At 61.6% G+C, this 19,109-nt stretch carries 20 protein-coding genes; 10 read left to right on the top strand and 10 right to left on the bottom strand.

Annotated features, from left to right (window positions below; all coding sequences use genetic code 11):
- From AB4K19_RS08730 to AB4K19_RS08690, 9 genes are all read left to right on the top strand, one after another.
- Entirely contained in the window at positions 1–927 is a 927-nt protein-coding gene (locus AB4K19_RS08730; RefSeq protein WP_375228018.1) for a lysophospholipid acyltransferase family protein, read from the top strand.
- Positions 928–952: 25 nt separating this feature from the next.
- Positions 953–1,762, top strand: a complete 810-nt coding sequence (locus AB4K19_RS08725; RefSeq protein ID WP_436399457.1) for a glutamate racemase — start codon at positions 953–955, stop codon at positions 1,760–1,762.
- Positions 1,763–1,787: 25 nt separating this feature from the next.
- Positions 1,788–2,816 carry an N-acetyl-gamma-glutamyl-phosphate reductase gene (gene argC, locus AB4K19_RS08720; protein ID WP_436399456.1) on the top strand — a complete coding sequence of 343 codons (1,029 nt, stop codon included), beginning with the start codon at positions 1,788–1,790 and terminating at the stop codon, positions 2,814–2,816.
- 6 nt (positions 2,817–2,822) lie between these two features.
- A complete protein-coding gene (gene ccmE / locus AB4K19_RS08715; RefSeq protein WP_375228016.1) occupies positions 2,823–3,266 on the top strand; it encodes a cytochrome c maturation protein CcmE in 444 nt (147 codons plus the stop codon).
- An 81-nt stretch (positions 3,267–3,347) separates the two neighbouring features.
- Complete coding sequence (locus AB4K19_RS08710; RefSeq protein WP_375228015.1) at positions 3,348–3,959, top strand: holin-associated N-acetylmuramidase; 612 nt, start codon at positions 3,348–3,350, stop codon at positions 3,957–3,959.
- Positions 3,950–4,537 (top strand): holin family protein, encoded by a 588-nt coding sequence (locus AB4K19_RS08705; protein WP_375228014.1) that lies wholly within the window; start codon positions 3,950–3,952, stop codon positions 4,535–4,537. Before AB4K19_RS08710 ends, AB4K19_RS08705 begins: the two co-directional genes overlap by 10 nt.
- A gap of 59 nt (positions 4,538–4,596) precedes the next feature.
- The gene (locus AB4K19_RS08700; RefSeq protein ID WP_436399455.1) at positions 4,597–6,561 is read left to right on the top strand and encodes a heme lyase CcmF/NrfE family subunit; all 1,965 of its coding nucleotides are present in this window, start codon (positions 4,597–4,599) and stop codon (positions 6,559–6,561) included.
- Positions 6,558–7,022, top strand: a complete 465-nt coding sequence (locus tag AB4K19_RS08695) for a cytochrome c-type biogenesis protein (protein ID WP_375228013.1) — start codon at positions 6,558–6,560, stop codon at positions 7,020–7,022. The genes AB4K19_RS08700 and AB4K19_RS08695 overlap by 4 nt, the downstream gene beginning before the upstream one ends.
- A gap of 92 nt (positions 7,023–7,114) precedes the next feature.
- Positions 7,115–7,891: an enoyl-CoA hydratase-related protein gene (locus AB4K19_RS08690; RefSeq protein ID WP_375228012.1), complete on the top strand. Its 777-nt coding sequence runs from the start codon at positions 7,115–7,117 to the stop codon at positions 7,889–7,891.
- Between the two features lie 9 nt (positions 7,892–7,900).
- Here AB4K19_RS08690 and AB4K19_RS08685 read toward each other — a convergent pair whose 3' ends face one another.
- The 3 genes from AB4K19_RS08685 to gltX form a co-directional block, all read right to left on the bottom strand.
- Positions 7,901–8,212, bottom strand: coding sequence for a hypothetical protein (locus tag AB4K19_RS08685; protein ID WP_375228011.1), 312 nt, complete (start codon positions 8,210–8,212; stop codon positions 7,901–7,903).
- Positions 8,213–8,581: 369 nt separating this feature from the next.
- On the bottom strand, positions 8,582–9,877 hold the full coding sequence (gene gltA / locus AB4K19_RS08680) for a citrate synthase (RefSeq protein ID WP_375228010.1): 1,296 nt from the start codon (positions 9,875–9,877) through the stop codon (positions 8,582–8,584).
- 101 nt (positions 9,878–9,978) lie between these two features.
- Positions 9,979–11,391 carry a glutamate--tRNA ligase gene (gene gltX, locus AB4K19_RS08675; RefSeq protein WP_375228009.1) on the bottom strand — a complete coding sequence of 471 codons (1,413 nt, stop codon included), beginning with the start codon at positions 11,389–11,391 and terminating at the stop codon, positions 9,979–9,981.
- 98 nt (positions 11,392–11,489) lie between these two features.
- On the opposite strand from gltX, the gene AB4K19_RS08670 reads away from it, so the two are divergent.
- Positions 11,490–13,520, top strand: a complete 2,031-nt coding sequence (locus AB4K19_RS08670) for a ComEC/Rec2 family competence protein (protein ID WP_436399537.1) — start codon at positions 11,490–11,492, stop codon at positions 13,518–13,520.
- A 37-nt stretch (positions 13,521–13,557) separates the two neighbouring features.
- Here the strand turns inward: AB4K19_RS08670 and lexA are convergent, their stop codons facing one another.
- The 7 genes from lexA to AB4K19_RS08635 form a co-directional block, all read right to left on the bottom strand.
- Positions 13,558–14,259: a transcriptional repressor LexA gene (gene lexA / locus AB4K19_RS08665; protein WP_375228007.1), complete on the bottom strand. Its 702-nt coding sequence runs from the start codon at positions 14,257–14,259 to the stop codon at positions 13,558–13,560.
- A 67-nt stretch (positions 14,260–14,326) separates the two neighbouring features.
- Positions 14,327–15,499, bottom strand: a complete 1,173-nt coding sequence (locus AB4K19_RS08660; protein WP_375228006.1) for a molybdopterin molybdotransferase MoeA — start codon at positions 15,497–15,499, stop codon at positions 14,327–14,329.
- Positions 15,496–15,975 carry a cyclic pyranopterin monophosphate synthase MoaC gene (gene moaC, locus AB4K19_RS08655; RefSeq protein ID WP_375228005.1) on the bottom strand — a complete coding sequence of 160 codons (480 nt, stop codon included), beginning with the start codon at positions 15,973–15,975 and terminating at the stop codon, positions 15,496–15,498. Before moaC ends, AB4K19_RS08660 begins: the two co-directional genes overlap by 4 nt.
- Before the next feature lies 1 nt (position 15,976).
- Positions 15,977–16,789, bottom strand: a complete 813-nt coding sequence (gene trpC / locus AB4K19_RS08650) for an indole-3-glycerol phosphate synthase TrpC (RefSeq protein WP_436399454.1) — start codon at positions 16,787–16,789, stop codon at positions 15,977–15,979.
- Entirely contained in the window at positions 16,786–17,457 is a 672-nt protein-coding gene (locus AB4K19_RS08645; protein WP_436399453.1) for a uracil-DNA glycosylase, read from the bottom strand. The genes trpC and AB4K19_RS08645 overlap by 4 nt, the downstream gene beginning before the upstream one ends.
- Entirely contained in the window at positions 17,454–18,473 is a 1,020-nt protein-coding gene (gene trpD / locus AB4K19_RS08640) for an anthranilate phosphoribosyltransferase (protein WP_375228003.1), read from the bottom strand. Before trpD ends, AB4K19_RS08645 begins: the two co-directional genes overlap by 4 nt.
- Positions 18,470–19,051 carry an anthranilate synthase component II gene (locus AB4K19_RS08635; RefSeq protein WP_436399452.1) on the bottom strand — a complete coding sequence of 194 codons (582 nt, stop codon included), beginning with the start codon at positions 19,049–19,051 and terminating at the stop codon, positions 18,470–18,472. The genes trpD and AB4K19_RS08635 overlap by 4 nt, the downstream gene beginning before the upstream one ends.
- Positions 19,052–19,109 lie beyond the last annotated feature (58 nt).

Genomic DNA, 19,109 nt, shown 5'->3' with positions numbered 1-19,109 from the left:
ATGATAGGTCCCGATCCGGACAGCCAGCCCGACAGAGGACCTGAACTTTTGACCCTCCGTTCAAATGCCGCAGCGGATATCAGTTATTCATGGTCAGCCGGATCGCGCGGCGGCCGTGCGCTTATCCGGCTGATGGAGAATTCGACGGGCAGGCTGAGGCTGATCCGGCGGGCTGCGGGCTATGAGCATGAAGTCGCAGCGGGTCGCGATTTCTTTGATGTCATGGTGGACCGCTACGGGCTCAGCCTTGACATCGCCGATGGGGCGCTGGACAATATTCCGGCGACCGGGCCGCTCATTCTGCTGGCCAACCATCCTTACGGCATTCTTGACGGGCTGATGATGGGGCACATTCTGGCTCAGACGCGCGGCGATTTCCGCATTCTGGCCAATTCGGTTTTCCGCAAGTCGCCCGATCTGAACCGCGTTGTGTTGCCGGTGAGTTTTGATGAGACCCGCGAGGCGCTGAACACCAATATCGAAACCAGGAAAACAGCGCTGGCCTACCTGGCTGATGGCGGGGCCATCGGAATTTTTCCGGGCGGCACGGTCAGCACTGCGGCCCGCCCGTTTTCAAAGCCAATGGACCCGGGCTGGCGAAGTTTCACGGCACGTATGGTGGCGAAATCGCAGGCAACGGTGGTGCCAATGTATTTCGACGGCCACACCAGCCGGCTGTTTCAGATTGCCAGCCATCTGCACAGCACCCTGCGGATGGGACTGCTGATCAAGGAGTTCGGCAAACGGGTGGATACGCCTGTGCGCGTGGCCATCGGCCGCCCGCTTGACCCTGCGCGGCTTGACTCTTTGTCGCGTGACAGTAAAGCGATGATGGATTTCCTGCGAAAAGCCACGTATGGACTTTCTGCAGACCCGGCGCAGAAATATGAGCTGGGATATGAATTTAAGGCGCGGCACCGGAACTGAGCAGGTGCTCTGAGGGATTGGCACCATGGCGGTTGGTATTTTTGACAGTGGACTGGGCGGGCTGACCGTTTGGGATGCCGTGAACCAGCGTATGCCGGATCTGCCGGTCGTTTATCTGGCTGACAGCGCGCATGCCCCGTACGGGGTCCGCACGGCGGATGATATCTACGAACTGACCTGTTCGGCGGTGCAGCGGCTCTTTGATGCGGGGTGCAACCTCGTGGTTCTGGCCTGCAACACCGCATCGGCGGCCGCACTGAGGCGCATGCAGGAAAGCTGGGTCCCGTCGGACAGGCGGGTTCTGGGGGTGTTTGTGCCTCTGATCGAGGCGCTGACCGAACGCCAGTGGGGCGATAATTCGCCCCCACGCGAGGTCGCCGTGCGGCATGTGGCTCTATTTGCAACACCGGCAACAGTGGCCAGTCGCGCCTTTCAGCGTGAACTGGCCTTCCGGGCGATCGGCGTGGATGTTGAGGCGCAGTCCTGCGGGGGGGTGGTCGATGCCATCGAAGATGGCGATATGATCCTGGCGGAAGCGCTGGTGCGCAGCCATGTCGATGCTTTGAAACGGAAAATGCCGGATCCGGATGCGGCAATTCTTGGCTGTACGCATTATCCCCTGATGCAGGATTATTTTCAGTCCGCCCTGGGAGAGGACGTGCGGGTGTTCAGTCAGGCGTCGCTGGTTGCTGACAGTCTGGCGGACTACCTGGACCGGCATCCTGATATGCTGGGCAGCGGTACGGCCTCTTTCCTGACAACAGGTGATCCTGCCCGGGTCAGTGACCGCGCAACACAGTTCCTCCGACGACAGATCACGTTCCAGGCAGCCTGATCTTTTCTCTACTACGGACCAACTCATGACGTATTCAATCGCTATTCTTGGCGCATCCGGTTACACCGGTGCCGAGCTCATCCGGCTGATCGCCGGCCATTCATCCATGGAAATCAAAGCGTTGGGGGCAAACTCCAAAGCAGGGCAGACAATTGCGCAGGTCTTCCCACATCTGCGGCACCTTGAACTGCCCGCGCTTTTGCAAATTGATGAGATCGACTTTGCAAACATAGATCTCTGTTTTTGTGCCCTGCCGCATAAAACCAGTCAGGAAGTGATCTCCCGTCTGCCGGAAACGCTGCGTATCGTGGATCTCAGCGCCGATTTCCGGCTTCGGGATCCTGCCGCTTACAAGCAATGGTATGGGAACGACCACGCAGCAACCGAGATCCAGAAGGAAGCAGTCTACGGCCTGACCGAGTTCTACCGGGAAGAGATCCGGAAGGCGCGTCTTGTTGCGGGAACGGGGTGCAATGCAGCCACTGGCCAGTACATGCTGCGGCCGTTGATCCAGGCAGGAGTGATTGATCTCGATGAGATTGTGCTCGATCTGAAGTGTGCCGTGTCGGGCGCCGGGCGCAGCCTGAAAGAGAACCTGCTGCATGCGGAACTGTCGGAAGGCTACAATGCCTATGCAGTGGGTGGGACCCATCGCCATCTTGGTGAATTCGATCAGGAGTTTTCGGATGTGGCAGGCAGGCCTGTCAGAATTCAGTTCACGCCACATCTGATCCCCGCAAACCGTGGTATTCTGGCTACCGCTTACGTTAAGGGTGATCCGCAAGCCGTTTATAACGCGTTGGAAAACGCCTATTCCAGTGAAGTTTTCATCGAACTCTTGCCTATGGGCGAAGCGCCCGGCACGCGTCACATCCGCGGATCCAACTTCTGTCATATCGGAGTTGTCGCTGACAGAATTCCGGGCCGGACGATCATTGTGGCGGCGCTGGATAACCTGACAAAAGGTAGCAGTGGCCAGGCGTTGCAAAACGCCAACCTGATGTTAGGTATTGAGGAGACCGAAGGGCTGATGATGGCCCCGCTGTTCCCATGAGGTGACATGAAAAGCCTGAAGAAACAACGTCGTATCCAGGTTGTTGCCGTTGCTGCGGTGGCGCTTGTTCTGTCGACCGTCCTGATTGGATATGCCATGCGGGACGGTATCAACTTCTTCCGCGCGCCCAGCCAGGTTCTGGCTGAACCTCCGGGACCGGAAGAGGTGTTCCGCATCGGTGGGCTGGTCGAAGAAGGCTCGCTGAAGCGGGGCCAGGGCGAGACAATCCGGTTCAGTGTTACCGACGGCGGCGCTGTCGTCCCGGTGACCTATACAGGTGTTCTGCCTGATCTTTTTGAGGAAAACCAGGGCATGGTCGGAACCGGAAGGTACATCAACGGCGTCTTTGAAGCCTCAGAAATACTTGCAAAACACGATGAGACCTACATGCCTAAGGAGGTCGTGGACGCCCTTAAGGAACAGGGTGTTTACAAGGGCGCTGACAGCTAGCACCGTCACGGTGGTATCAACGTAAATTAACGGACCTGACGCATTCTCCTGCGCAACGATACATGCGCGAAGGGGACAGCGATGCAGACCGTCAGGCAGATCGCCACTGAGATTGTGGCGCGCGAAGGTGGCTTTGTGAACGATCCGGACGATCCGGGCGGAGCCACAAATTTCGGCGTAACCATTCATACTATGCGGCGTCTTGGGCTTGACCTGAACCGCGACGGGTCGGTGAACGTCACGGATGTGCGTGCTCTGACCAAGGAGCAGGCCGTTGAAATATTTGAAAAACACTACTTCCGTAAACCGCTTATCGAGAAGCTGCCGCAGCCGCTTCATGCCACTGTTTTCGATATGTACGTCAACGCGGGCGGCAACGCCGTCCGGATTCTGCAGCGATTGCTGCGGGATATGGGGCATGATCTCGTGGTGGATGGTGTTCTGGGTTCCAAGACTATTGGCGCGGCACAGGCGGCCTGGATGGAGGCGCCGGACTATCTGGCTGACGCTTACGGTATCGCCCGCCGAAACTACTATTTCCGCATCGCCGACCGGCGCGCAGCAAGCCGAAAATACGCGCGGACCCGAGCGGGCGGAAAGGGTGGCTGGATACGCAGGGCTGAGGAATTCATTGCGCCGCGTTATCACCTTACAGAGCAGCAATTCAGGGAAAGGATTTCGGCATGGGGCTGATCACAGGAATTCTGAATACCATTTTTGGTGGCGGTCGCAATGTGTTAAAAGACACAGTTGAAGTGTTCCGCGAGAATGCAGAAGAAGATGCCATGCGCGATCAGGAGCTGCGCATCGAGTCGCTCAAGCAATACGCGGCCGAGTTTGAAACCCGGCGCGATGGGCTCTTTGACCGGATCATGGATGGTGTGAACCGGCTTCCGCGTCCGGCTCTGGCACTGGGAACACTGGGCCTTTTTATCGCCGCGATGGCGGATCCGGCCTGGTTCGCCGCACGGATGCAGGGCATCGCTCTCGTGCCCGAACCACTCTGGTGGTTGCTGGGTGTCATCGTTTCCTTTTACTTCGGTGCACGCCATCAGGTGAAAAGCCAGCAGTTTCAGCGTTCTATTGCGCAAACCGTGGCGCGGGCACCTCAGGTGATCCAGAATATCGCCGCCCTGCGCGCGCTGACAGCTGACACACCCGGCGTGGCTGATACCGGTCCGGACAGCCGGCTGGGCCTCGCCGCACTGCAACCTGAACCGAATGCGGCGCTGAACGAATGGAAAACAACAGTGCCACCCGCGACAAAGTGATCATCTGATCCGGCGCTTTCGCATTGGACGGAGCCGGGGCGGAGATTATACTCTGTCCCATGATCACAGAATTCGGACATTTCGCCCTGTTGCTGGCCTTTCTGGTCGCTATCGTACAGACCGTGGTGCCACTGGTCGGCGCGCACAAGCGCTGGCCGTCGTGGATGGCGGTCGCAGAACCGGCGGCAAACATCCAGTTTCTGCTGACTGCTTTCGCTTTTGCCGCACTGATGTGGGCGTTCATCACGTCTGATTTCAGTCTCAGGCTCGTTGTGCTGAACAGCCATTCGGCCAAGCCGATGCTCTATAAAATCAGCGGGACGTGGGGCAACCATGAAGGGTCTATGCTGCTGTGGGTGCTGATCGTGACCCTGTTCGGGGCGATGGCGGCCTGGTTCGGGGGCAACCTGCCGCCCACGCTGCGCGCCCGCGTTCTGGCGGTTCAGGCGGCCATCGGTGTGGCGTTCTTTGCCTTTATTATCTTCACCTCGAACCCGTTTCTGCGGATGGCCGTGCCGCCTTTTGACGGCCAGGACCTGAACCCGCTGCTGCAGGATCCTGGTCTCGCGTTCCATCCACCTTTTCTGTACCTCGGATACGTTGGTCTCAGCATGGCGTTCAGCTTTGCGGTGGCGGCGCTGATCGAAGGACGCGTTGATGCGGCCTGGGGCCGCTGGGTGCGCCCCTGGACGCTGGCGGCCTGGGTCTTTCTGACCATCGGCATCGCGCTGGGGTCCTGGTGGGCTTATTATGAACTCGGCTGGGGTGGGTTCTGGTTCTGGGACCCGGTTGAGAATGCGTCCTTCATGCCATGGCTGCTGGCCGCCGCACTTTTGCACTCGGCGATTGTCGTTGAAAAACGCGAAAGCCTCAAAAGCTGGACGATCCTGCTCGCCATCCTCGCCTTTGGCTTTTCGCTGATCGGTACGTTCATTGTGCGGTCCGGCCTGCTGACATCTGTGCACGCCTTTGCGAACGATCCCGAACGGGGTGTGTTCATCCTGATGATCATGGCCTTTTTCATGGGGGGCGCGCTGATCCTGTTCGCGCTCCGGGCGGGGGCGATGGAGGCGCGTGGCATTTTCAGTCTCGTCAGCCGGGAAAGTGCACTCCTTGCCAACAACATCCTGCTGGCCGTGTCCTGTTTCGTCGTCTTCGTGGGCACCATGTGGCCGCTGGTGGCCGAGATGTTCTTTGACCGCAAGCTCAGCGTGGGCCCGCCCTTTTTTAACATGGCCTTCACGCCCTTTATGATCGTGCTGGGGCTTATCCTGCCTATCGGATCGGCGATGCCATGGAAGCGCGCTCGGGTGCTGCGCACGGCGCGTCCGCTGAAACTGGTGTTCATTCTGGCGCTGGCCATCGGTGGTCTGGCCTGGGCCATGCAGACAGGGCGCAGCCTGATCGGTCCCATCGGTATGTTCCTTGCTGCCTGGGTGGTCATGGGCACCGTCGTTGATCTGGTTCAGCGCGCGGGTCGCGGTCCTGATCGCTGGGAGCGGCTGTGGCGGCTGCCACGGGCCGACTGGGGCAAGATGATCGCACACGCGGGGCTTGGCTTCACGATGATGGGGGTCGCGGGACTGACCGCCTGGAAACAGGAAGACATTCGCGTGGCGCAGATCGGCGAACCCTTTGCAGTGGGAAGCTACACGCTGACGCTGAACGACGTGCGCCAGATCGAAGGGCCGAATTACCTGTCGACTATGGGGTTCGTCACGCTGTCGCAGAATGGTCGTGATATCGCGGAACTGACGCCTGAAAAACGGATCTATCCTGTGGCGCAGATGCCGACGACTGAGGCTGCGATTGATTATGATCTGGTGCGGGACGTTTATGTGGTGATCGGCGACGAACAGGCGCAGGGCGGCTGGGCTGTGCGCACCTATATCAAGCCGCTTACCAACTGGATCTGGATCGGCAGTGGTCTTATGGCGCTGGGTGGGTTCCTGAGCCTCTCTGACCGCCGTTTCCGCGTTGCCGCAGGCGCGCGCAAAACACCCAGCGGAGTACCTGCAGAATGATACGCGTTTTGCTCGTGGTGCTGCTGTTGCTGCCGGGTCTTTCGGGCGCGGCGCTGGCGGTGCAGCCCGACGAAGTGCTGGACAATCCTGTGCTTGAGGAACGCGCACGGGAGATATCCAAAGGTCTGCGCTGCCCGGTCTGCCAGAATGAGAGCATCGATGAGAGCCACGCCAATGTCGCGCGGGATCTGCGGCTCCTGGTGCGTGAACGTCTGGTCGAAGGGGATACGGATGCGCAGGTAGTGGATTTCGTCGTGGCGCGTTATGGCGAATATGTCCTGTTTCAGCCGACGGTGACGGGCGCCAACTGGCTGCTTTATGCGGCGGGGCCGCTGATGCTGCTCACGGCACTGGGGCTCGGGTTCGTCTATCTGCGCGGGCGTGCCGGGGCCGCGGCACCCCAGGAGGCCGCACTGAGTGAGGACGAACAGGCGCGTTTGCGGGAAATCATGCGCGACTGACGCATTGTACCTCTTTTCTGAACTGATCAGTTTGGTATGAAGTGCCTGAAGCGCGGCCCGCGGGGCTGCGGCGGGTCAGGAAAGGGCACCACATGGACTATCAGACGCTCATCTGCACAGAGCAATCGGGCGTGGCGACGATCACGCTGAACCGGCCCGACAGAATGAATGCGCTGACCACACAGATGCGTGCCGAAGTGGCCTATGCCGTGACGGAGGCGGGCAAGCGTGCGCGCGTCGTGGTCCTGACAGGTGCGGGCCGGGCGTTCTGCTCTGGCCAGGATCTAGGCGACCGGGTCGGGGCAGACAGCATCGACCTGGAACGGACCCTGCGCGATGAATATGCACCGATGCTGCGGGCAATCACGGAATGTCCGGTGCCGACAATTGCGGCTGTCAATGGCGCGGCCGCCGGGGCAGGAGCCAACCTGGCACTTGCCGCAGATGTGGTGATCGCCACCGAAAGCGCCTATTTCCTGCAGGCGTTTTCCCGCATTGGCCTGATCCCGGACGCGGGTGGCACCTGGGTGCTGCCGCGCACGATGGGCGGTGCGAAAGCCATGGGGGCCGCGCTTTTTGCGGATCGCATCAGCGCCCGGCAGGCGGATGACTGGGGCATGATCTGGGAAGCGGTCGCCGATGATGCGTTTGAAGAGACCTGGAAGTCCCGCGCGGCCTATCTGGCTGAGGGGCCCACGGCAGCCTATGCCGCGATCAAAAAGGTGATACGGGGCAGCTGGGACAACAGCTTTGAAGACCAGCTTGCGCTGGAAGCGCGTCAGCAGGGCAATTGCGGCCGGTCGCGTGACTTCAAAGAGGGCGTTCTGGCCTTCACCGAAAAACGTGCAGCGAAATTTGAGGGCCGGTGAGCGCCGGTCTCACGCGCGCGCGTTGACGAACCGCTCCACCAGCAACACGTCATCCGCGGTGATCTTCGGGCCTTCGGCGCGTGCGACCACCGCAACGGCCACGCCATTGGCGAGCACGGTCTGGACACCGGAACCGGCATCAGTGACGGTGATGCAGGGCGGTGTTTCGCCATGGTCATACACGACCGCTACCCGGTCCTGTTCCGCGTCATCATCGTGCAGCAATGCGCCTTCGGGTCCGGGAACCGAGCCGGCTGCAATGGGCATCTGACGGGCGAGACCTGATCCGCTGACGGACATACGGGCGTGTGCCTGTGGCATAACGTTACTCTTTTCCATACCGCCGGGCTGTCGCGCGGACGCCCGGTTTACTGACAAAAGGCTGCCCCCTCAGCGGTCAGCGCGGAAAAGCGCGTCCCGGCAACGTCTGTTGCACAACCACCCCGGGAATAATCTGCCCGGGACAGTCTCATTTATTCATCGCGTGACGGGCCGGTCAAGAAATTGGGGGTATTGGATCGGGACCAGAAACAATGACATATTCCTGCCATTTTTCACGCTGCGGTTGGTTTACAGTAGCGCTGCACACCGCCGCACGAGGCTGGTGGCGCCCACCTGCGATTCGGTCCTGAAAAGCAAAACGGGCCGCCGGCTGGCAGCCCGTCTGATCGTCTGAAACCGAGGCAGGGATCAGCGGTTTTCGATGTCCGTGTAATTGCGTGTCAGCTCGCCCTGATAGAGCTGGCGCGGACGTCCGATCTTGAGCTGCGGGTCGCTGATCTGCTCTTTCCACTGCGAGATCCAGCCAACGGTGCGGGCAAGCGCGAAGATCGGTGTGAACATGGATGTCGGGAAGCCCATCGCTTCCAGAATGATGCCGGAGTAGAAGTCTACATTCGGGAAAAGCTTTTTGTCCGCGAAGTAGGGGTCCGCCAGGGCCGCGGCTTCGAGCTCTTTCGCGACCTGCAGGATCGGGTTGTTTTCAACGCCCAGCAGTTCCAGCACCTCGTCGGCACTTTCCTTCATCACCTTGGCGCGCGGGTCAAAGTTCTTGTAGACGCGGTGGCCAAAGCCCATCAGACGGAACGGATCGTTCTTGTCCTTGGCGCGGGCGATGAATTCCGGGATACGGTCCGGCGTGCCGATTTCGTTCAGCATCTCCAGACAGGCCTGGTTGGCGCCACCGTGTGCCGGGCCCCAGAGACAGGCGATGCCCGCCGCAATACAGGCAAACGGGTTCGCGCCCGAAGAGGATGCCAGCCGTACTGTCGAGGTCGAGGCGTTCTGCTCGTGGTCGGCATGCAGCGTAAAGATCCGGTCCATCGCGCGGCTCAGGATCGGGTTGACCTCATAGTCCTCGGCCGGCACGGCAAAGCACATACGCAGGAAGTTCGACGCATAATCCAGATCGTTGCGCGGATACACAAACGGCTGACCGATGGTGTATTTATACGCCATCGCGGCAATTGTCGGCATTTTCGCGATCAGGCGGATCGAGGCAACTTCGCGCTGCCAGGGATCACTGATGTCGGTGCTGTCGTGATAGAAAGCAGACATCGCGCCCACAACGCCGACCATAACGGCCATGGGGTGCGCATCCCGGCGGAAACCGCGGAAGAAATTCATCATCTGCTCGTGCAGCATCGTGTGGTTCGTCACACGGCTTTCAAAATCCTCAAGCTGCGCGGGCGAGGGGAGCTCGCCGTAAAGCAGCAGGTAGCAGACCTCGAGGTAATGCGATTTGCCGGCCAGCTGGTCGATCGGATAGCCACGGTGCAGCAGTTCGCCTTCGCCACCGTCGATGAAGGTGATGGTGCTGTCGCAGCTGGCAGTCGAGGTAAAGCCCGGATCGTAGGTAAAAACACCGGCCTGGGCATAGAGTTTACGGATATCGAGAACGTCAGGGCCGGCGCTCGGAGAAAAGATCGGAAGATCGTACTCCTTGCCATCAATGGTCAGCTTTGCGGATTTTGTGCTTTCGGCCATCTGTCGTCCTTCCAGTCTGGGGGCGGGGGACCCGCCGTAGGGTCAGAAACGCAGCGGTCCCGCGTCCTGCCGTATTCATCTGCGCGCTTGCTTGCGGGGGGCTACCCTGCGGCCTGTTCAGCGGCATCGGTCAGCCGTGCAAGGGTCTCTTCCTGACCGAGCACCAGCATCATATCGAAAACCGATGGAGTGACGGCGCGTCCCGCGAGTGCAGCGCGCAGGGGACCGGCCAGCTTGCCGAATTTGGTTTCCCGTGCTTCTGCGAAGGCGTTCAGAACCGCTTCCAGATTTTCTCTGCTCCAGCTAGCATTTTGCAGCTGCGGCGTCAATTCTCCCAGTATACCACGGGATACTGAATCGAGATTTTTCGCGGCCTTCTCATCCGGCGTGATCGGACGTGAAGTTAACGCAAAGTAAGCTTTATCAAGGAGTTCAGGGAATGTTTTGGCCCGTTCCTTGACGCAATACATGGCGCGACCCAGCAATTCGGCCTGATCCGGGTTCAACTCAGGCTGGTGGGCTACCGCAAGGAAAGCTACCAGTTCGCGCTGCAGCGCGGCATCCTCTGCCGCTGCAATATGCTGACCGCAGAGGTTTTCGAGCTTTTTGAAGTCCAGCCGCGCGGGGCTTTTGCCGATCCCGCTGAGATCAAACCATTCGCGCGCCTGCGCGTCCGAAAAGAATTCGTCGTCACCGTGGCTCCAGCCCAGACGCGCGAGATAGTTGCGCATGCCAGCTGCCGGATAGCCCATCGCCTGGTATTCCTGTGCGCCAAGCGCCCCGTGCCGTTTGCTCAGTTTTTTGCCATCCGGGCCGTGGATCAGCGGAATATGCGCCCACACGGGCACGTCCCAGCCCATCGCTTCATAGATCATCATCTGGCGCGCGGCGTTGTTCAGGTGGTCATCCCCGCGGATCACGTGGGTTACGCCCATATCATGGTCATCGACAACAACAGCCAGCATGTAGACGGGTGTGCCATCCGAGCGTAACAGGATCATGTCATCAAGCTGGACGTTGTCGATGGTGACATCGCCCTGAACCTGATCGCGGATCACTGTCTGGCCAGATTGCGGTGCGCGGATGCGGATCACAAAGGGTGCATCCGGGTGCGTGGCCGGGTCTGCGTGCCGCCAGGGCGACCGAAAAAGGGTGTTTTCCCCTTTCTCACGCGCGGCATCACGGAAGGCTGCAATCTCTTCGGGCGTTGAGAAGCATTTATAGGCCTTGCCAGCGGCCAGCAGTTCCTGTGCCACCGCGGCGTGCCGGGGCGCGTTTTCAAACTGACTGACAATGTCACCGTCATGATCAAGGCCCAGCCACGCCATGCCCTCCAGGATCGCTTCGGTGGCCTCGGGCGTTGAGCGGGCGCGGTCTGTGTCCTCGATCCGCAGCAGGAATTTCCCGCCGCGTCCGCGCGCGTAAAGCCAGTTAAAGAGCGCCGTGCGGGCACCACCGATATGCAGAAAGCCTGTCGGCGATGGGGCGAAGCGTGTGACGACCGGAGCGGACATAAGGCGCGTTTACCTTTCAGTAACCATGGGGGGATAACTCTGTCCTACGTGTCTATCCAGTGCAGTGTCCGGGGGCAAGGAGGTGCTGCGTGCAGGCCATGAGAACTGTCCTTCTGATCCAGCGCGGCCATCTGTTTGAATGGGTGCCCGTTCTGCTGGCCGTGGGCATTGGCTGTTATTTTTCTTTGCGTTTTGAACCGTCGATGACCTTTCTGGCGGGGGTTGCCGGCGCGGGGCTTGCGCTGCTGTTCCTGGCGCGTCTGCTGGGCGAGGCGTGGGGGCCGCTGGCCGTTGGTCTTGCGCTGACCTGCGGTGGGTTTCTTCTGGCGGCAGAACGCGCGCATGATGTGGCGGGCCCCGTGCTGGGCTGGCGCTATTACGGCCCCGTAGAGGGGCGGATTGTGAATATCGACCGCAGCAGCTCTGATGCACTGCGCCTGACGCTGGACCAGGTCGTGATGGAGCGGATATCGCCTGCACGCACACCGGCGCGCGTACGTATCTCGTTGCACGGAGACCAGAGCGCCAGTGTTGATCCTGCGCCCGGTCTGCGGGTCATGACCACGGCCCATGTCTCGCCACCGGGCGGTCCGGTTGAACCCGGCGGGTTCGATTTCCAGCGCCATGCCTGGTTCGGGCGGCTGGGCGGGGTGGGCTATACCCGCGTGCCGGTTCTGGCCATCGCGCCGGCCAGCGAAGGGGCCGCAGGGCTGGCGGTGTTCCGGATGCGTATGGCCGCATCCGCGCGGGTAATGGAGGTCCTGCCCGGGGACGTCGGCGGTGTCGCCGTGGCGGTCACAACCGGCGCGCGTTCCGGGATCAGCCAGCAGGCGCTGGAGGATCTGCGCGCCAGTAACCTCGCACATCTTCTGGCCATTTCCGGTCTGCACATGGGCCTTCTGAGCGGCTTTGTCTTCGCGCTTTTGCGGGTGATCATCGCCCTGATCCCGCCACTGGCCCTGCGCATCCCGGCCAAGAAAGCCGCCGCTGTTGGTGCCCTGATGGCGGCCACGGTGTATCTGGCGCTGTCGGGGGGCAACGTGGCGACCGAACGCGCTTTTATCATGGTTGCCGTGGCCCTGACGGCGGTGCTGTTTAACCGGCGTGCCATCAGCCTGCGGGGCGTCGCCATTGCCGCAACCATTGTTCTGATCCTGCGGCCCGAGGCCCTGCTGGGGCCGGGGTTTCAGATGTCCTTTGCCGCCACAACTGCCCTGGTGGCCGTCTTCGGCTATATGCGGGATCACCGGATTTCGACTGGCCCGAAGTGGCTGATGCCGGTCACGGCCGTGCTTTTGTCATCCGGAATTGCGGGACTGGCGACGGCTCCCATCGGGGCCGCCCACTTCAATGCTGTGTCCCACTACGGGCTGATGGCCAATCTGCTGTCTGTGCCAGTCATGGGATCGGTGGTCGTGCCGGCGGCGGTGCTGGCGGGTATACTGGCCCCCTTTGGCCTCGACTGGATTGGCCTGTGGATCATGGGGCTCGGGCTGCAGTGGATCCTGTCGGTCGGCACATTTGTGGCCGGTCTCGACGGCGCGCGCTCCTTTGTGCCGGGCCCCGGAAACGCGGTGCTGCCGATGATTGCGCTGGGGTTTCTGTTCATGATCATCTGGCAGGGGCGTCTGCGGTCTCTTGGGGCAGCACCCGTTGTGCTGGCGTTCACCCTCTGGGTTCAGGCGGACCGCCCCGTGGGCCTGATTGCTGAGAATGGCACGCTGGTGGGGGTGATGACGCCCGACGGCCGGGCGCTGAGCAAACCACGTGGCGCGGGGTTCATTGCGAGCAACTGGCTGGAGAACGATGGCGCGCCAGTGGATCAGGAAACAGCAGCAAGCCGCTGGCCGGAAGGGGGCGCGGGCCTGCTGCCGGGCGGCATCTCGGTCATCCATCTTTCGGGCAAAAAAGCAGCGGAGGCGTTTTCTGGCTGTGACGCGGACCAGATTGTCGTGGCAAACCACGATCTGCCCCTGACCGATGTCGACTGTGATGTCTTTGATCCGTCCCGCCTGCGCAATACGGGCGCGGTGGCGCTTGTGCCGAATGGTGACGGGTTCCGGCTCGTCTCGGTGCGCGATACCACCGGGAGCCGCCTGTGGACTCAGTGGAAAGAGGGGCGGGGCTAAGCCCGCCCAAGGCGGGGCTGACCCCGCCCGGGTTGTTTCAGTAAGTGCGGATCAGGCCCACAAGCTTGCCCTGAACCTTGACCCTGTCTTCGCTGAAAACGCGGGTTTCATAGGCCGGGTTAGCTGCCTCCAGGGCAATTGTATTTCCCTTGCGCATAAAGCGCTTGAGCGTCGCCTCGTGATCCTCGACCAGTGCCACCACGATGTCACCATTGTCCGCGACCGAGGTTTCCCGGATGACAACAACGTCGCCGTCATTGATCCCGGCCTCGATCATGGAGTCGCCGCGCACTTCAAGCGCATAATGCTCGCCCTGACCGCTGATCATGCCGCCGGGCACAGCAACGCTGGCCGACTGCTGACTGATCGCCTCAATCGGCACGCCCGCAGCAATACGGCCCATCAGGGGCAGTTCGGTTGCATGTACGCCGCTCACCGGTTGTGCGCCGGATGGGGGCGGTCCGTCCGGACGGTCGCCGTCAATCACACGGGGCGTGAAGCCACCCTGTGGTGCGCCGCCAAGGGATTCCGGCAGTTTAACAATTTCGATGGCCCGCGCCCGGTGCGCCAGACGCCGGATGAAGCCACGTTCTTCCAGCGCCGTGATCAGGCGGTGGATGCCCGACTTGGAGCGCAGGTCCAGCGCTTCTTTCATTTCGTCAAAGCTCGGCGGAACACCGTCCCGCTGCAGTCGCCTGTTGATAAAGTCCAGCAAATCCAGTTGCTTCTTCGTGAGCATGTCCTGTCCCTTCGCCACAATATGTGGATTTGTTCTAGTCTTGTTCACGTTTTGTGTCAACTGCCGCTCAGAGCGGGATGTATTCCACGCTCTCGCCCCGGTTGCGGGCGGGGTCGTGAGGCGGCCGTACCAGCAACGCATCAGCACCGGCAAGAACCGTCAGCAGCGAACTGTCCTGACGCCCGAAAGGTTCCAGACCGTCGGGCCCCAGCCGCGCCCGCATGTAGTGTTCGCGCGGGCCGTTCGCGTCCATGTCTGTGGCAAGCGGGATCGTCATCCGCCGGGCCGGTGCGCATGGCAGCCCCAGCATGGCCTGCACGACGGGGGCCACAAAAACCGTGCCGCACACGAGCGCGGACACCGGGTTGCCCGGCAGTCCGATCATCGGCACGCCGCCCAGCCTGCCGGCCATCAGCGGTTTGCCCGGGCGCATGGCAACTTTGTAGAACGACTGCTCCATACCCATGTCTGCGGCCACGCCGGCCACAAGGTCGTGATCCCCCACCGAGGCCCCACCGATGGTGATGATCAGATCGGCATCGGCCGCCAGCGACAGCACGGTTTTCAGCGAGCTTTCCGTATCGCGGGCAATTGGCATCAGCCGCGGAACGGCTCCCAGCGCTTCCAGCTGAGCGGCGAGGCCAAACGTGTTGGAGGCGATAATCTGATCCGGTCCGGGCGTTTCGCCGGGCATGACCAGCTCGTCGCCGGTCGCAACCAGCGCCACGGATGGTTTGCGGAACACCGGCACCGTGGCGATATTCATCGCGGCCAGCAGCGCGACATCCGCAGGCCCCAGCCGGCGGGGTGCTGTCATGGCATCGCCCGCGCTGAAATCGCCACCCGCCGGGCGGATATTGTCCTTGTTTGCGATGTCGCGTCCCAGCGTGATCAGGTCACCGCGTCGCGTAACATCTTCCTGAATAACAACAAAATCCGCACCATCCGGTACCGGAGCGCCGGTGAAAATACGTGTGCACTGACCCGGCCCGACGGTGCCGTCAAAGCTATGCCCCGCTGCGGCTTCGCCGATCACGCGGAACATGGCATCCGCTTCGACCTCAACGCTCCGCAGCGCGTAGCCATCCATGGACGAGGCCGCAAAAGGCGGCTGCGTGCGCGCGGCGGCAACATCGCGGGCGAGCACACGTCCTGCTGCCTCGCGCAGCGGGACGGTTTCCGTCTCCATGGGACCGGTCAGCGCAAAAAGCGCGTCAAGCGCTTCGGCAACGCTGATCATGTGGCCTCGTATCGTCCGGATTTGCCGCCGTCCTTGAGCAGAACACGCGCGCCGCCGATCTCCATGCCTTTGTCCACGGCTTTCGCCATGTCATAGACGGTCAGGGCCGCGACAGAGGCCGCGGTCAGCGCTTCCATCTCGACGCCCGTCTGGCCGGTAGTGCGCACGGTGGCCTCGATCTGGTATCCGGGCAGGTCCGGATCTGGTGTCAGATCTACCGCAACTTTGGTGATCGGCAGCGGATGGCACAGCGGGATCAGGTCTGCCGTACGCTTGGCCGCCATGATGCCAGCGAGGCGCGCAACACCCAGAACATCACCCTTCTTTGCGCGTCCTTGCTGAATGATATCAAAGGTTTCCGGCAGCATCCTGATGTAGCTTGCAGCAACGGCGATCCGGTCCGTGACCGCCTTTTCGCTGACGTCAACCATATGTGCATCGCCCTGCGCGTCGAAATGCGTGAGTTTACCCGTCATCCTACATGCCCCCGGGCGTGACCGGTGACGCCAGCAGGTTCCGCGTGGCTGTCTCAACATCGTCCTGCCGCATCAGGCTCTCGCCGATCAGGAAAATACGTGCGCCATATCGCGCCATATCAGCCAGGTCCGCAGGGGTGCTGAGACCGGATTCGGCGACGATCAGACGGTCGGCGGGCACATTGCGCGACAAAGTCCGCGTGGTGTCCAGCGTGGTCTCGAATGTCTTGAGATTGCGGTTGTTGATCCCCATCAGACGGCTTTTGAGACGGCTGGCCCGTTCCAGTTCGGCCGCATCGTGCACTTCCAGCAGCACATCCATGCCCCAGTACATCGCCGCATCTTCCAGCTCATCGGCCTGGGCGTCGCTGACCGAGGCCATGATGATCAGAATGCAGTCAGCCCCCATCGCGCGCGCCTCGGCCACCTGATAGGTGTCATACATGAAATCCTTGCGCAGGACCGGCAGATCGCAGGCGGCCCGCGCTTCAACCAGGAATTCCTTGGCCCCCTGAAAGCTGGGCGTATCGGTCAGCACCGACAGACAGGTGGCACCGCCTTCTGCATAGGCCTGCGCCAGGGCCGCGGGGTCAAAATCCGCGCGGATCAGGCCTTTGGACGGGCTGGCTTTCTTGATCTCGGCAATCAGGCCGTATCCCGAAATGGAGGCCTGGTGCAGGTTGTCGGCAAAGGGGCGCACCGGACCGGCCGCGCGGGCCTCGGCCTCGACCTCGGCCATCGGTTTGGCGGCCTTGTCTGCTGCGACCTCTTCGAGCTTGTAGGCTTTGATCTTATCGAGGATGGTATCTGTCATGGAGCCTCCGGCGTGTTGGCCCAGTTTATGGCGCGATGACCCTGTGCCTGCAACCACGCATTGGTGCGGGAAAAGGGCCGCGAGCCGAAAAAACCGCGCCGTGCAGAGAGCGGAGAGGGATGCGCCGTCATGATTTTCAGGTTTTGCGCCGCATCAACTGTGGCTGCAGCCTTGTGGGCATGCGCGCCCCACAGCAGCCAGGCCCGGGGTGCATCGCTCAGACGGTCAATCACCTGAGCCGTCAGGTCCTGCCAGCCGAGTTTCGCGTGCCCGCCCGCGTTGCCGGCCGGCACCGTGAGGCAGGTGTTCAACAGCAAAACCCCCTGATCCGCCCAGGACCTCAGATCCGCATTGGCCGGACGTGCGCCGATGTCAGCCTCCAGTTCTTTGAAAATATTACCAAGCGACCGGGGCAAGGGATGCACATCCGCCTCTGCCGAAAACGCGAGACCGTGGGCATGCCCGGGTGTCGGGTAGGGGTCCTGACCCAGAATGACGACCCGCGTCGTTTCGGGCGGGGTACGCTCGAGGGCGGCAAAGACCTGATGGCGGGGGGGCAGAACGTCACGCGGGTCTGCGTCAAGCTCCGCTGTGATGCGCGGCAGTTCTGTGCGGAAAAATTCCAGCTCTGCCCAGGCGCCGAGGCGGCTGAGATCGAAGCCCGTCACGCCGCCTGCGTGATCCGGGCCACGGCATCAATGCATCCGGCGGCCGCCCCGCTGTCGATAGATGTCGCCGCCATAGCGACGCCTGCCTTCAGATCCGGCGCGGCATCCGCAACCACAAGTGCTGCTGCCGCGTTCAGCAGAACCGCATCGCGGTAGGCAGAGGCCTCGCCGGCCAGCAGAGCCTTGAAATGACGCGCGTTTTCTTCGGGCGTGCCGCCGACGATGGCCTCAAACGGATGCACGGGCAGGCCTGCTTCTTCGGGATGCAGCTCCATATCGGTGACGGTCCCGTCGGGGTTCAGCGCAGAAACCCAGCTGATCCCGGTAATCGTCAGCTCATCCGTACCGTCCGAGCCATGCACCAGCCAGGCCTTCTCAGAACCCAGAGCGCCCAGCGTTTCGGCCATCGGGCGGATCAGGTCGCGGGAAAACGCGCCTGTCAGCTGCCGTTTCACGCCCGCCGGATTGGTCAGCGGCCCGAGAATGTTGAAAATCGTGCGCGTGCCCAGTTCAGCACGCGTCGGCATCACATGGGCGATCGCCGGGTGATGCATCGGTGCCATCATAAAGCCGATCCCGGCTTCCTTCAGCGCCTTTTCGACCACAGGCGGGCCAACCATCACGTTGATGCCCATCTGGGTCAGCGCATCCGCCGCTCCGGACTTCGAACTGAGATTGCGGTTGCCGTGTTTGGCCACCACAACGCCTGCGCCAGCAACAACGAAGGCCGTGGCAGTGGAGATATTCAGCGTGCCCTTGCCATCGCCGCCCGTGCCCACGATGTCCATTGCGCCCGCAGGTGCCTTTACCTCATTGCATTTGCCGCGCATCACGGCCGCTGCGGCGGCGTATTCGTCCACGGTCTCGCCGCGGGTGCGCAGCGCCATCAGCAGACCGCCGATCTGGCTGGGCGTCGCCTCACCGTCGAAAAGGATGGCAAAGGCCTGTTCGGCCTGGGCTTTGGTCAGCGGACCGTCTGCCGCGGCACCAATCAGTGGTTTGAGAGCGTCGCTCATGCCGGAACCTTCATCTCATTCAGGAAGTTCTGCAACAGCGCGTGGCCATGCTCCGAACGGATCGATTCCGGGTGGAACTGGACGCCGTGGATCGGCAGTTCGCGGTGCTGCAGGCCCATGATCGTGCCGTCTTCCAGCTCTGCGGTGATTTCCAGCGATGCGGGCAGGCTGGCGCGTTCTACGATCAGCGAATGATACCGCGTGGCGTCAAAGGGGCTGGGCAGCCCCGCAAAGAGCCCTTTGCCGGTGTGTGTGATGTGGCCCATCTTGCCGTGCACGATTTCGTCCGCGCGCACGACCCTGCCGCCAAACGTCTGGCCGATGGTCTGATGACCCAGACAAACCCCCATCAGCGGTGTCCGGGTTTCCGCAGCAGCCTGCGTGACCGCCAGGCAGATTCCCGCCTGATCCGGATCGCAGGGGCCGGGTGACAGCAGAATACCGGCAGGGTTCATCCCCATGGCTTCCTGCACATCCAGGGCGTCATTCCGGCGGACCACAATATCTGCACCAAGGCTGCCCAGATAATGAACCAGGTTGTAGGTAAAACTGTCGTAGTTGTCGATCAGCAGCAACATGTCCAAAACTTTACTTTCAGGACTGGAGGAGCCCCCCCCAGACGCGGTATACGTAGCG

This window comes from Roseobacter phycocola, assembly GCF_042055075.2.
Taxonomy (GTDB): domain Bacteria; phylum Pseudomonadota; class Alphaproteobacteria; order Rhodobacterales; family Rhodobacteraceae; genus Roseobacter.
Note: the sequence above shows the minus strand (reverse complement) of the source record. Positions and strands in the feature narration are given on the sequence as shown.